General features: G+C 44.4%; 10 protein-coding genes. 4 read left to right on the top strand and 6 right to left on the bottom strand.

Annotated features, from left to right (window positions below; genetic code table 11):
- Positions 1-86: 86 nt before the first annotated feature.
- From J4N40_RS17620 to J4N40_RS17595, 6 genes are all read right to left on the bottom strand, one after another.
- Positions 87-668, bottom strand: a complete 582-nt coding sequence (locus tag J4N40_RS17620; RefSeq protein ID WP_012842515.1) for an ANTAR domain-containing response regulator — start codon at positions 666-668, stop codon at positions 87-89.
- Positions 669-741: 73 nt separating this feature from the next.
- Positions 742-1,659: a dienelactone hydrolase family protein gene (locus J4N40_RS17615; RefSeq protein ID WP_009704599.1), complete on the bottom strand. Its 918-nt coding sequence runs from the start codon at positions 1,657-1,659 to the stop codon at positions 742-744.
- Between the two features lie 229 nt (positions 1,660-1,888).
- Positions 1,889-2,842, bottom strand: coding sequence for a glycosyl transferase family protein (locus J4N40_RS17610; protein ID WP_250654624.1), 954 nt, complete (start codon positions 2,840-2,842; stop codon positions 1,889-1,891).
- Positions 2,839-3,744, bottom strand: coding sequence for a uroporphyrinogen-III C-methyltransferase (gene cobA / locus J4N40_RS17605; protein WP_213972158.1), 906 nt, complete (start codon positions 3,742-3,744; stop codon positions 2,839-2,841). The genes J4N40_RS17610 and cobA overlap by 4 nt, the downstream gene beginning before the upstream one ends.
- Before the next feature lie 20 nt (positions 3,745-3,764).
- Positions 3,765-6,428, bottom strand: coding sequence for a nitrate reductase (locus J4N40_RS17600; RefSeq protein ID WP_250654623.1), 2,664 nt, complete (start codon positions 6,426-6,428; stop codon positions 3,765-3,767).
- A 292-nt stretch (positions 6,429-6,720) separates the two neighbouring features.
- The gene (locus J4N40_RS17595; protein ID WP_031781129.1) at positions 6,721-7,155 is read right to left on the bottom strand and encodes a GNAT family N-acetyltransferase; all 435 of its coding nucleotides are present in this window, start codon (positions 7,153-7,155) and stop codon (positions 6,721-6,723) included.
- Between the two features lie 379 nt (positions 7,156-7,534).
- On the opposite strand from J4N40_RS17595, the gene J4N40_RS17590 reads away from it, so the two are divergent.
- From J4N40_RS17590 to J4N40_RS17575, 4 genes are all read left to right on the top strand, one after another.
- Positions 7,535-8,791, top strand: a complete 1,257-nt coding sequence (locus tag J4N40_RS17590; RefSeq protein ID WP_005375868.1) for an aromatic amino acid transport family protein — start codon at positions 7,535-7,537, stop codon at positions 8,789-8,791.
- A gap of 612 nt (positions 8,792-9,403) precedes the next feature.
- Positions 9,404-11,317 carry a tetratricopeptide repeat-containing diguanylate cyclase gene (locus J4N40_RS17585; protein WP_115386683.1) on the top strand — a complete coding sequence of 638 codons (1,914 nt, stop codon included), beginning with the start codon at positions 9,404-9,406 and terminating at the stop codon, positions 11,315-11,317.
- 10 nt (positions 11,318-11,327) lie between these two features.
- Positions 11,328-11,669, top strand: coding sequence for a hypothetical protein (locus J4N40_RS17580; protein ID WP_025998581.1), 342 nt, complete (start codon positions 11,328-11,330; stop codon positions 11,667-11,669).
- A 249-nt stretch (positions 11,670-11,918) separates the two neighbouring features.
- Positions 11,919-13,697 (top strand): S8 family peptidase, encoded by a 1,779-nt coding sequence (locus tag J4N40_RS17575; protein WP_250654622.1) that lies wholly within the window; start codon positions 11,919-11,921, stop codon positions 13,695-13,697.
- The last annotated feature ends 10 nt before the right edge of the window (positions 13,698-13,707 follow it).

The raw sequence follows: 13,707 nt of genomic DNA, 5'->3' as shown, positions 1-13,707 counted from the left end.
CGTTTCTTATTCCCTGTTATTGCTTGCTGATAGTGCAACACGCACCACGTTAGAAAATGCACCCTAACCCCAAAGTGGTAGAGCGACTAATCCAACACTTCCAAAGTAGTTATCAAATTCTTGGCAACTTGTGCGAGCGTTTGGCTCGATTGCATGGCTGAATTTCTAAGTGCTTTATAAGCCTGTTCTTCATCAACGCTGTGCATCTTCATCAGCAGACCTTTGGCTTTTTCCACCAGCTTGCGCTCTTCAATCTTATGGGTCAGCGATTCAATTTCCGATTGCATACTTTCGAATTTCGCTCTCACTAGTGTCGCATGTTCAATCCAAGGCTGAAGCGCAAACTCACTATCGTGCGGCATGAGCACATAGTCCATTTTTTCTGATAACCGATTGATATCATTAGATGATAACTGCTTTAAGACGATAAGAAGTGGTGCCGATTTTCTGCGGCAGAAATCGACGATCAAACGCAGTTCTGCGGTTGGTTGCTGCCATCCAACCACAACGCTTGCTGACGGTTCTCGCTGCATAAGCGTTTCTAGCTGTGCCAATTGGCAGCCGATGATGTTGTCGTAATCTTTGCTCAATAAACCGGACAATCGAGCCTGCTCTTGGAGGCTATCACAGCATACTATGATGGGTGTTTTTGACGTTGATTGAGTCATGCACATTCCTTGTTTATATCTCACTCACTAAGAGAGACATAACAAGGAATGTGCCAACTAAAGTAGAAGCCTTTTAACTAGAGGCGAGATGTTCTTTGAAGAAGCCGAGTGTGCGCTCCCAAGCGAGTGCTGCTTCTTCCGGTGCGTAGCGTGCTGTTGAGTCGTTATGGAAGCCGTGGTTGACGTTCTCATACATTAACGCTTGATACTGTGCGTCGGTTGCGATCAATTGCTGCTCATAAGCAGGCCATGTGTCGTTAACACGCTTATCGAGCCCTGCAAAGTGAATCATCAACGGCCCTTTGACTTGCTTTTGGATCTCTTGCGCAGCTGGTGTTCCATAAAAAGGCACACCTGCATCGAGCTCTTCAGGCATTACCGCTGCAAGCATATTGACAATGTATCCACCGAAGCAGAATCCAACCGCGCCCAATTTACCGTTGCCACCCTCGTATTGTTTGAGGAAGTTAGCGGCTGCAATAAAGTCTTGTTCGATCTTGGCTCTGTCCATCTCTTTCTGCATGGCGCGACCTTCATCGTCGTTCCCCGGATAGCCGCCGAGTGGATAAAGTGCGTCTGGAGCGAAAGCAATAAAGCCATCTTTTGCAAGTCGTCTTGCGACATCTTTGATGTATGGGTTTAGACCTCGATTTTCATGAATCACCAACACAGTCGGCGATTTTAAGGTCTTCTTCTGTGGCATCACCAAATAACCACGCCCTTCTCCATGTCCATTTGGAGATGGAAAGGTTTCGTACGTTGCCTTGATGTCAGGATCGTTAAATGAAACTTGTTCTGCGAGTGCGTAATTAGGGGTTAGCGCGTCGACCAGTGCTGTCATGCTAAAGCCAAGCACAGCAAGACCACCCAGCCTATTAAGAAACTCACGGCGCGAGATTTTTCCGTGGGCGTATTCGTCGTACCAATCGAAGGCTTCTTGCGGGATCGGGTGAGAAGCCTTTTCACTAGGAGTGGTATGCTTTAGAACCATTATCCATGTCCTCTGTGTCTTACCATATGGGATTTTCTCATTCTCAAAAGCGCAGCGAGAAACGAACGCGATTGAGGCTAAAACTGCGGTTTCACCACTCTGATACGGAGCAAGGTGGTGAAACACATCATTGGCGAGCTAGGATCTTTTACCTTCTTCAAACAATAGATAATGGATTCAGATTCAACAACTTTGCGTCGTTGGTTTTACATTAATTGACAATAGTGCGTTATTGCTGGCCACAATAGGCTTGCCAGTAGGAGAAGGCGCGTTCGAATGCTTTTTCCCTGTCGTGCATTTGTGCAAACAAGACCACTGTCATCGTAGCGAGAACCGTATTCGCCATTTGGTTCATGTCATCTTCTGACGTCCCAAACGGGCAGTTCGCAGGCATTGTCACCTCAGACAGCATTTGCTCCGTCCAGTAGTGCGATGTCACGCCGCTTGTTTGGCTTAACCAGACCGTTTGGCTTACTTTCGGGTTGTATTCTGACTCACCCGATTGTCCTTTGAAGGACACAACAGCATGAGCGGTTTGACCAATCTCGTATTCGACTTCAGCATGAAGTTGTTGGAATCCAGGATGGAAGCTACCACGAATACCAACCGTCGCCTGCCCCGGATTCAATGCTCGAACCACAGTATTAATCGGCGTTCTAAGCCCATAACGATTCTTCCAACCGATCATGGTTTCTGCTTGAGGAGCGAACGCACTGAGCGGCAGATACACGATGTTTTGTGTGTCTAAGACACGTTTTGCGTCTTCGGCTGATTCCGCTTTCTTGATAGCAAACTTGTCGAGGTAATCTTCAGCATGCAAACGACCAGATTGACGGTCGTGATAACCATGCATCAGCACTTTATGGCCATTATCGGCGAGGATCTTCGCTGCCAACAGGTGCCAAGGTTGACCTGCCGCTTCACGTTTACCTGCATAACATGGCCAGTCGATGTCTGCACCAATAGCAGGCATGCGGGATTGGAATGCTTTCACAAAGCCGGCGATTTCTTGTTGAGTCTCGTTCTGTACACGAATCAGCATCAATAACATTGCCATCTGATCGTCATCGCACTCACCGTTTAGGTATTCATCCATAACTCGAAACGCTTGGTCAAAGTTCAGTGGTTTTCTACCACGTTCGCCACGACCGACTGTTCTAATACATTCCAAAATGCTGCTCATATTCCCTCGTATTTCGTCACTGACTGTACGGTTTCTATTAGTTGTTCGCGCAGTTTGACAACTTCTCCCATCACAATCAATGCTGGACTCACGCCTTTAAGTGTAATCGATAAATCATTGAGCTGATTGAGTTGTGTAACGTGCACTCGTTGTTGAGGGCTGCAACCATGAGTGATGATCGCGACAGGGAAATCTTCTCTCAAACCGGAGCCTAATAAACCCGTTTGTATTTGCGATGACTTTTCTAACCCCATATAGAAGACTAACGTTTGTCCGCTTTGCATCAGTTGGCTCCAAGCCTCAAATGCGCCTGTTACCACTTGCCCTGTCACAAAGGTAACGCTGCGAGCAACGCCACGATGAGTCAGCGGAATCAAGCTGTTTGCGGAACACCCAATCGCAGCAGTAATACCGGGGATGACTTCGTAAGCGATTGAGTGTTTGACGAGTGCTAACGCCTCTTCACCTCCACGGCCAAATACAAAAGGATCTCCCCCTTTTAAGCGTACAACTCGCTTTCCTTGTTGAGCGAGCGACACCATCAAATCACAGATTTCTTCCTGACCAATACTGGGTTGTCCGCATCGTTTGCCCACGTAAATCCAATCGGCTTGTGGCGAAGCCAACTCCAAAATATCTTTGTTAACCAAACGGTCGTACAACAGAACCTCTGCCGACATAATCGCTTTCACTGCCTTTACGGTTAACAAGTCTGGATCGTGCGGCCCAGCTCCGACAATCGAGACAAAACCTTTGTGGTTCGCGTCCAGGTCTAGTGAATGGTCTTCTAAAAGTTGGTTCAGTTTGCTTGCTTGATCATGCTTAGAAAAGCGAGACGAGCGTTCTTGTTTCTGACTCGCTTGTCCTTTCTTAAACCAAGACTTTTGATAAGGCGCTTCCATGTGCTTATCCTCTTTATGACTTACTTTATTTGAATAGCCAAACTTTGCTGGTTCGCTTGCTGTTTGCCCTTTTGATGCTGATGGCTGTCGACCATTTGTTTGATTTGAGAGACGCACGAGCCACAGTTAGTACCGCATTTGAGTTTGTTTTGAAGTTGGGTCACTGACGTGCAGTCTTGTTTCTCCATCGCGTCATGTATTTGTTTATCGGTAACGCGGAAACAACTACAAACCAGTTTGGCGCTACTTTGCGATTGAGTGATGGTAAGCAGTTGCGATAGCTCCATCGGTTTGCCAATCAAGCCGGTAAAGTTGGTGTAGTCGGTTTGAATCGGTTCACTAGACACCACTAAAACAGAACGAATGATACGAACCTCTCCAACAAGGTCGTAATCCACTGCTAACCAACCTTGGGCAATATCTATCGTAATTCTGCGGCTCTTTTCCGTTCGACAAAAACTCTGCTTCTTTGGTCGCTTATCGTGTGCAAAGCGCCAAATGCCCAAATTGCTTTCTGCTTGAAATGCGCTGTAGAGAAATTTACCGGAATCAAACTGTGTACCGATGAACATACCGTAGGTTTTTACCGCCGCATCTTGCACTTCAACATAAGACGACTTAAACGCAGGCTGCCCGGAAATAGGGTCTTTTGCGCTGTTTACTATCGCGTTAACACTGCTTTCACCGCCATATCGACCCGCCCAGTGCATTGACATAAATAGCTCTTGAAAACCCAAACCTTCATCAATTGCAACTTTGGCATAAATACTGGTGTTTGAAGTAGGCTGAAACAGCTTGGTGAGTTGTCCTGCTTTTAAGCGATTTTGAGTAGCAGAGAGTGTGTTCATGTACACGGTTGGTTCTAACTCAGAGGCGGCAAGGTGTGCGATATGACCTGTGCGCGTCATGGTATGCCATTGATCGCGTTGCCTGCCCGTATTGAGCCACCAGCCTTTTGTTCTTTCTAAACGCGTTGGAGATTCACTGGTCACGACAAAACGCGCTTTACCATCTGGGTGCGAATAGACGCCATCAGCAAAAGGACGCTCTCCTCCCCATTGTGTTGGCACCCACTCTTCGTATTCTTGCTCGGTTAAGTTGGCGTATTGAGAAAGATCTAGCTTCAATGGCGAATCTGCATTCATACCTGTCATCGCCGCATATTCCCTGAATACCGCCCGCTCAGAAGTAAACGCAAAGCCATTTTGTGTCTTTTCCAATGCACACAGAGCTTGTCCGACTTGGCATATCGCCCACCAATCTGATTTTGCTTCACCCGGAGGCGTTTGAAACTGGCGCTGCCTTGAAAGTCGACGCTCAGAGTTGGTCACCATGCCTTGCTTCTCCCCCCAACCAGCGGCGGGCAGCAATAGGTCCGCGTAATGCGCAACATCCGAATCCGCTGTGATATCGGAAACAATCACAAACGGACAAATCTCTAGTGCTCGTTTTACCAATTGGTTATCTGGCAAAGAGACAACAGGATTGGTTGCCATGATCCACAGAACTTTAATCTCACCACGTTCTACCGCCTCAAACAGTTCAACGGCTTTTAAACCGGGCTGAGTGGCAATTTCTGGTGAATCCCAGAACGCCTGCACTTGCTTAATAGACTCTGCGTCAAAAGCACGATGAACCGCTAATTGATTTGCCAAACCACCCACTTCTCGTCCACCCATCGCATTCGGTTGACCTGTAATAGAAAATGGCCCGCAACCTGACTTGGCAATTTTACCTGTCGCCAAGTGTGCATTAATAATGGCATTGCCTTTATCGACACCATTTTCGGCTTGGTTAACCCCTTGGCAAAACAACGTGATTGCGGTTGGGCTTTGTGCAAACCATTGGAAGAATGTCGTGAGTTTTTCTTCTGAAATCCCAATGGAAGACGTTAGATTAGTGACATCGTAACGCAAGTCAGAGACTTCTTCTTTAAGTGTATCAAACCCGTCGGTATAGGAATTTATGTATTCAGAATCAATACATTGCTGCTCAATAAGAAACTTAAGCAGCCCATTAAAAAGTGATACATCCCCATCGTTTTTAATCGATAGATGCAAATCCGCTTGCTGCGCGGTGACCGTTTCACGCGGGTCAATGACCACCAGCTTGAGGTTAGGATTGTTTTCTCTCGCTTGTTGAATACGTCGGAATAAAACAGGATGCGTCCAAGCGGTATTAGCACCGCAAATTATCAATAGCTCAGTCTTATCAATATCGTCGTAATTGACGGGAACGACATCTTCACCAAATGCTCGTACATGAGCCGCAACCGCCGAAGACATACACAAACGGGAGTTAGTATCGATGTTAGCGCTGCCAACATAGCCTTTCATGAGTTTGTTGGCGACGTAATAGTCTTCCGTTAACAACTGCCCTGACACGTACATCGCGATGGAATCCGGTCCAAACTCCGCTTTCGCTTGATGAATCTTTTCAGCAATCAGATCCGTGGCTTGTTGCCATTGCACCTCTTGCCCTTGAGGTCGCTGCTTGGTGACAAGCTTTGGATACAACAAGCGCGAAGGCATATTCAAGCTCTCTGCCAGCGCGACACCCTTCACGCACAGTGATCCCGCATTTGCAGGATGACACGCATCCCCAACGATTCCTTTCGCATTGACCTCGACACCACATCCAACACCACAATAGGGACAAGTGGTTTTTTTGCATCCTTGCGACATAACACCTCCAGTGCGATTCAGCCCAACTTACTAGCAAAAAAAAGCCTCTCCCGAATCGAGAGAGGCAGCAATGCCTTTAACGCTGTTAGTACATTTTCAAAAAGTAATACCCTATACCGCTCTCGCCTGCTATTAAGAGCGGCGCATCGAGTTATCGATGAACGTTTATGTAAAGCAAGTGAGGTGCCAAGATTAAAAACCCTTACCATACAAAGGGTTAGCTTAAAACCAATTATAGCAACGTAATGCTACGCACTGATTGTGTGCAAATTTCGGTCATTATCGTGCAGTATTACTTTACTAATTCCATAACTAACCTGGATTCTTCGTCACCAAAATAATGCGCTTCTTCTTCTAACGTTTTAAAGCCAAGGGAGAGGTATAAAGACAATGCAGGTTGGTTCTTAGGATCGACAGTCAATTTCACGCTTGAGCCTAACTTCAACGGCGCAATAACGTTTTCTAGGAGGGAACGCGCAATACCTTTACCTCTATGTTGAATATCGACGGCCAATGACATGATCCAATATTGATGTGCATTTGTGCTAGTCGTTAGCAATATATACCCTGCGACCTGCTCTCCCTCTTTTGCTACCAGTAAGCTCTCTCCCCAACAATCAAAAGCTTGCCGAAAGAAAAATTGAGGATAGGCGTGTTCTCCAAATAAAGTATTTTCGAGCTTATATATGGCAAATAAGTCCTCTTTTTGCGCAGACAAGATGTCCATTCAATGACTCCTTCTTTAACATGAATGGCAGCAGTATACCTAAATCTCATCTAAATGACGGGACACAAACATCTCAATTAAGTGCTTAAGAAATGTAATATTCTTCCTGAAAATTAGGCCTAACTCACTTAGAACATACATCCGTGATTAAGTTTTAACCGCAAAATCAAAAACCACACAAGATGAAAATTTCAATACATACAACCATTAAATACATTAAAATTAAGAACTTTATTCTGGTTTATTGAAAAATTCATAGTTGGATAATTTACAACCACCCCAAGTCCACAGCATTATTCACCAAGCTTCGCATGTGATAATAAACACTAAAACCTTTACCATTTTCAGCATTATTATTTTTATAAAAGCGAGTTTTAAAGTGAAAGAATCTCGAAATGCCTTAAATCCTAGTGAAATAAACACAACCACAGCTTGGTCAAAACATGATACACATTGGGTTCTTAGCCTATTTGGAACGGCCGTTGGCGCAGGCATCCTGTTTCTGCCAATTAACCTTGGGATTGGTGGTTTTTGGCCTTTAGTCGCGATGGCAGTACTTGCTTTTCCAATGACCTATCTTGCGCACCGTGGCTTAGCTCGTTTTGTACTATCTTCTAAGATCAAAAACGCAGACTTCACTGATGTAGTGGAAGAGCACTTCGGCGCAAAAGCAGGCCGTTCTATTTCACTGCTGTATTTTCTTTCGATCTTCCCGATCCTGTTGATATATGGTGTTGGAATAACAAACACAGTAGATAGCTTCATGGTAAATCAGGCTGATATGGCTTCTTTACCTAGACCTTTGCTTTCTGGCGTACTAGTGTTTGCACTAATTGCTATTATGATGGCGGGTGAAAAAGTAATGCTACGGGCCTTTGCCATTATGGTGTTCCCACTTGTTGCCATTCTTGCCTTTCTATCATTTTACTTAATACCGAACTGGACCATGCCTGTCATGGATGTGCCAGAAGCGTCAGCTTTTGCTAGCACTATGTGGTTAGCAGTTCCTGTAGTGATTTTCTCGTTTAGTCACGCAGCTGCAATTTCAAGCTTTGCAAATGTACAACGTCGCCATTACGGTAAGCAGGCAGATGCCAAATCCGAAGTTATTCTTCGCCGCACTAGCATCATGCTGATTGCCTTTGTTCTTATTTTTGTATTTTCCTGTGTGCTAACACTGTCACCTGAACAATTGGCTCAAGCAAAAGAACAAAACGTATCCGTATTGTCTTACCTAGCGAACGCAACCGATAATCCATTTATTGCAACACTTGGTCCTTTAGTAGCGTTTGTTGCTATCACTTCATCTTTCCTTGGGCATTTTTTAGGTGCGCGTGAAAGCTTAAATGGTTTAATTACCAAGCATTTTAACCTATCTGAGAAGCGTGTTGATCGTATCAGCGTGGCAGCACTGTTCTTCTCAATCTGGGCGGCGGCGATCATGAACCCAAGTATTCTTGGTATGATGGAAGCATTGTCAGGGCCTGTTATTGCAATGATCTTATTTATTATGCCAATGTTAGCGGTGTATAAAATCGAGGCGATGAAACAATATCGAGGAAATGTCTCTACTTACTTTGTTCTAGCAGCAGGCATTGTGGCGGTAAGTGCATTGATTTTTAGCTTCTTCAGCTAATAACTAAAGACTAGCTTGGATTTTCAGGGGAATACCTTACACAAGGTTAAGGTGATTCCCTGAATTTTCTTACTCTTTAAAAGGTAATCATCGTTACCCTTGACTCTTAAATAAGAGCGAAAACACCCGCAATCATAAGTACTGAAGCGATGCAGGTACGGCCGATAATGCCGAAGTGCGAAGGTTGAATCATTTCATTATGCATAGTTAATCTCCTATTTATTATAAATAGCCATTTTTTATTGGCTTAATAACACTATGTCTAATATCCAGTTTTTTAACAACCCATACAAACATTAAATATTTATGACAGAAACGTAATTTTTTACACTTCACCCTGATTTCGAGCGATGAATCCGCGGCTTAAATCATTAGATTGAGTCCACCGAATATGCTCACTTACCTTCCATCGTTACCCTACCTATGCCATCTTCCAATCATTACATAAGTTTTCAATAGATTTTGTTTTTATAAATCATAATATTATAGAGATCCTTCTCGTATCTCACTCCCAAAACACTTTGCCACTGGGAATCCATCCGCACTTAACCAACAAGAAATGGTAGACTTAACTGGTATTCGGTTAAGAGATCACATTTTATTAATACGCTCATGCACTTCTCAATTAAAACACTGGCTTGCGCACTTTGTACTGCACTTGGACTTTTCTTGCATCCCACCAACGTACTGGCGAGTACCGAAAAGCAAGCTTATCTGGAAGAACACATTTCAGCAGAAAGCAAGCCCATGTTAAAACTCTACTTTCGCTCGATGGGTAAGCCGCGATCAATTCAAAAAGATGAGTTAAATACGCCACAGCATGCATCAGCGGAGTCTCTTGCTCTGTATTACTTTGCACGAAAGTACCTTAAGCGTTACGAAGGCGTTCCATTACCGAAAGATATGCCCGATTTAATCGAATTCGGTAAAAAGCACCATTTGGAATGGGTCGTCGCTGAAGCACAGCTCAATAAAGCTGTAACAATGATTGAGCAAGACGATAACTGGAACGCAGAATTGTTACTCCATGACGTTGTTTCTACAGCCCGTGATCTTGGTTATCTAGCATTAGAAGGCCGTGCTTACCGCTGGTTAGGCAATCTAGAAGTATCTCGAAATCAACTACGCAGTGGCCTAAAATATTATCGCAATGCCTATGAGTTATTAGAAAAAACAGTATTTGAAATACAAGTCGCGATGACACTGAACAACATTGGGACGGTCTACATCGACGCATCAGATTGGGCTCGGGCCAACAGTTACCTAACGCAAGCCCTCGACACTTACCTAGAGAGCGAATATCAATACGATAATAGCTTTTTTATGGGTGTTATCTACGCAAACCTTAGCATCGTTCACTCGAGCCTCGGAGATAACAAAAAAGCGGAATATTATTTCAATGAAGCCATTCGACTTTCAATGCAAACGGGGTCGGACACAGTCAAGCACCACTCTTTATCCAGCTTTTCACAAATGTTGAGCTCGGTAGGAAAAATTGATGATGCATTAATGGTCGCACAGCGTTGCGTAGACCTGCCCATTCCAAAAAATCTAGAAATGCTAAAAACGTCTTGTTACGAGGCATTTGCAGAGGCTTACCTCGCAAACAAACAATACGATAAAGCTATTACAACAGCGCTTAACGTTCTAGAACAAACCAAGTCAACCAGTGAATTAGAGCTGCGGCAGCGTATTGATATGCTTTCGGTACTGGTAAACGCTCATCAAATTCTTAATGACTATGAAGCTGCTTTTCATTATTTAACCCAATTAAGAGAGCTAGAGGCTGAGTTTTCTCATCATATTCATGGTGAAGAGATGATTAACATTAAGTTTGATCTCGAAGCTAAGTTAGCCCAGAAAGAACTCAAATTGCTAGAAACAAAAAATGCGCTACAAGCGTCTGAACTGCGTTCGCAGCGCTATCGAGAAATGTTCTACTTTATCGCTATTACGGCAATTGGTGTCGTTGGTTTTCGTTACGTACTGCGCGTTAGACGTATTAATAAAGCACTCACTCAAGAAAATACTACCGATCCGTTAACTCAACTGCATAACCGTCGCTATCTTCACATTTGGCTGGACAAAATGGCTCGTAGAAGCCCAGATAGAACATTTGCCTTAGCAGTTTTAGATGTTGATCATTTTAAAACCTTTAATGATCAATATGGACACGATATTGGCGATAAAATGCTGACTCATATTGCCACGCTATTTAATGAATCCACTCGCTCTGGTGACCTACTCATTCGTTGGGGTGGAGAAGAGTTTGTCCTATTATTCGAAGTACAGCGAGCTGAAGATTGCGCTAAGTTTTTGGAACGATTGAGATATACTGTTGAAAACACGCCATTGGTGGTTGACTCTAAACCATTAAGCGCGACAATTTCCCTTGGAGCAGTGGACAAACTGTCGGCACAAACAATTAAACAAGAATGGGATCAGTGGTTTTTCTTGGCAGACCAAGCTTTGTATGATGCGAAGCAAGCTGGTAGAAACCAGTTCATCATTCATCCTACATCATAAAAAAGCACACATGAAAAAAAATCTAATCATTATTACTTTTGCGCCTCTATTTCTTATGGCGTGTAGTAATCAGCAAGCATCTCAACTGGGAATGCGCAGCAGCAGTGTCAATGTATATGCCCAGCAAATGAGTAACACTCAACTATGTGAAACTCTCTACTACAACCGTGCAACCAACCAAACCAAAGTGGCGATTGGTGCTGAGTTCAATCGACGTGGATTAAACAAAAAGTGGTGTGATAAAGAATTCGATAAGTTGTACATTAAAAAGTGGATTGATAACGTGCTGCCTAAGAAAAAAGCCGAACCCAAGAAACCAATCGCAACTATTCAACCCGCTTCAACTAAATAACCCACCATCTTGAAGCAGACGGTACACTCGTATTTTCTGCTTTTCATTTTTCATGCATGTTCGATGCGACATATAAAAACCTCATGGTTTCAGTAAATTAACAAAGACTTATGTTGTCCATCGAACTTTTAATGTAAACAAGTTGTAAATGGTTTTCGTCCTTATTCTTTGTCGTTAGCTTTGTTTGTTCCTGTTAGCGGAATATGAAACAGGAACTAAAAAATTCCAAACAAAGACATGAGGTCAAAAATGGAAATACGCATTAATCGCCTATTTGCTGCTATGTTGGCAGTAGGCATTGCACCTGCCGTCTCGGCGTTTGATCCACTCTATTCTGAACAATGGCACTTAGACAACACGGGGCAAACTGCGTTTGCGGCTAATCCTGCTGTTGCTGGGAACGACTTAAACACTAGGCTCACTCAGGCAATGGGGATTGCAGGTGTTGGTGTGAAAGTTGCCGTCATTGATTCTGGAGTTCAGATCGATCACCCCGACCTTGCAGGTAATATAGTTACAGGTAGCAGAAACTTCGTCGAAGACTCTTCATTCCCACCAAGTTATCCGGTTGATACTAATGGTCATGGCACTGCTGTAGCCGGTTTGATTAGCGCCGTCGGCAACAACGGTGAAGGCGGACGCGGTGTCGCTTCTCACTCTTCCCTCATCGGTTTTAACTGGTTAGCCAACCAGACATTAGAAGGCTGGTTAATCTCCCATGGCATGGACCCAGCAACACGCGATGTTCGCGTATTTAACCAAAGTTACGGTTTCAGCCCTATAAACCCGATTACTTTTGATGAAAGCGACCCTCAACTAAAACTTGAAATGGACGTGATGAAAAACGTCAGCGAGAGTAACGCCTGGGGTCGAGGTGCTGTATTTGTAAAGTCAGCAGGTAATGGTTACCGCTATTTCAATACAGGGCGATTCTTCGTATTGCCAAGTAACTTCTTTGCTGGTGGAGACAATCAAGGCTTACCGATGCACAACTCTGCTCAGTCTTATGATAACGCCAATTACTTCAATTTAGTCACTAGTGCACTACGAGCGGATGGTACGCGAGCGAGTTACTCATCGGTGGGGTCGAACGTGTGGGTTGCAGCACCAGCAGGTGAATATGGGCAAGATTTCCCTGCTATGGTCACCACTGATTTAATGGGTTGTGAAGAAGGGCAAAATACCAGTGAAGGCCTTGGCATTAATGGGTTACACGGCGGAACGGAGCTCGATCCGAACTGTAACTATACCAGTACGATGAACGGAACCTCATCGGCTGCGCCAAACACATCGGGTGCCATCGCGGCAATCATGTCAACCAACCACGCTCTTTCTGCTCGTGATGTACGTGCTTTACTAGCGGAGACAGCAAAAGTAACGGATAAAGCGCATCCAGGCGTACAGCTTGAATTTACTAACCATAATGGTGAACAGGTTAGCTACGAGGCTATTGCTCCTTGGCAGAAAAACGCAGCAGGCGTAGATTTCCATACTTTTTATGGCTTCGGCGCTGTAGATTTAGATGAAGCGATGCAACGTGCTCGCATGACGAATCGTGTTTTACCAGCTCAAAGCATTACGCCATGGGTTCATAACGCTACAGAAGTAAGTGTACCCGATGCAAGTCTAGTTGGTGGTTCTTCAAGTATCGCCATTGCCGATGAGCTGACAGTAGAATCCGTTCAAGTGACATTGACATTGGACCACGCTCGTCTGCCCGACTTAGCTATCGAGCTCATTTCGCCATCAGGGACTCGTTCCGTTTTGCAAACACCGCGCAATGGTCTTGTTGGTCAATCTCTTGATCCAACGATTACAGGCTACAAAGATCAATTAATGTTGTCTAACCAATTTTATGGCGAAGATGCAAAAGGCGAATGGACGTTGCGAGCAATAGATACGAACGGCGATGAAGTCTATTCTTACATTGCATATTTCAACTCTTCCACCATCTATGACGTTCCGATGGCAAACAACGCTCAGCCCGGTGTTATTAAGAACTGGTCGATGCGCATATTTGGACACTAAGGAGTCAATA

This window comes from Vibrio sp. SCSIO 43097 (assembly GCF_023650755.1).
Taxonomy (GTDB): Bacteria; Pseudomonadota; Gammaproteobacteria; order Enterobacterales; family Vibrionaceae; genus Vibrio; species Vibrio alginolyticus.
The sequence above is the reverse complement of the archived record's forward strand: the minus strand, read 5'-3'. Positions and strand labels throughout refer to the sequence as shown.

Coding starts and splice junctions, on each gene's coding strand:
- J4N40_RS17620 (WP_012842515.1), bottom strand. CDS start 668: ATGACTCAATCAACGTCAAAAACACCCATCATAGTATGCTGTGATAGC.
- J4N40_RS17615 (WP_009704599.1), bottom strand. CDS start 1,659: ATGGTTCTAAAGCATACCACTCCTAGTGAAAAGGCTTCTCACCCGATC.
- J4N40_RS17595 (WP_031781129.1), bottom strand. CDS start 7,155: ATGGACATCTTGTCTGCGCAAAAAGAGGACTTATTTGCCATATATAAG.
- J4N40_RS17575 (WP_250654622.1), top strand. CDS start 11,919: ATGGAAATACGCATTAATCGCCTATTTGCTGCTATGTTGGCAGTAGGC.
- cobA (WP_213972158.1), bottom strand. CDS start 3,744: ATGGAAGCGCCTTATCAAAAGTCTTGGTTTAAGAAAGGACAAGCGAGT.
- J4N40_RS17585 (WP_115386683.1), top strand. CDS start 9,404: ATGCACTTCTCAATTAAAACACTGGCTTGCGCACTTTGTACTGCACTT.
- J4N40_RS17600 (WP_250654623.1), bottom strand. CDS start 6,428: ATGTCGCAAGGATGCAAAAAAACCACTTGTCCCTATTGTGGTGTTGGA.
- J4N40_RS17610 (WP_250654624.1), bottom strand. CDS start 2,842: ATGAGCAGCATTTTGGAATGTATTAGAACAGTCGGTCGTGGCGAACGT.
- J4N40_RS17580 (WP_025998581.1), top strand. CDS start 11,328: ATGAAAAAAAATCTAATCATTATTACTTTTGCGCCTCTATTTCTTATG.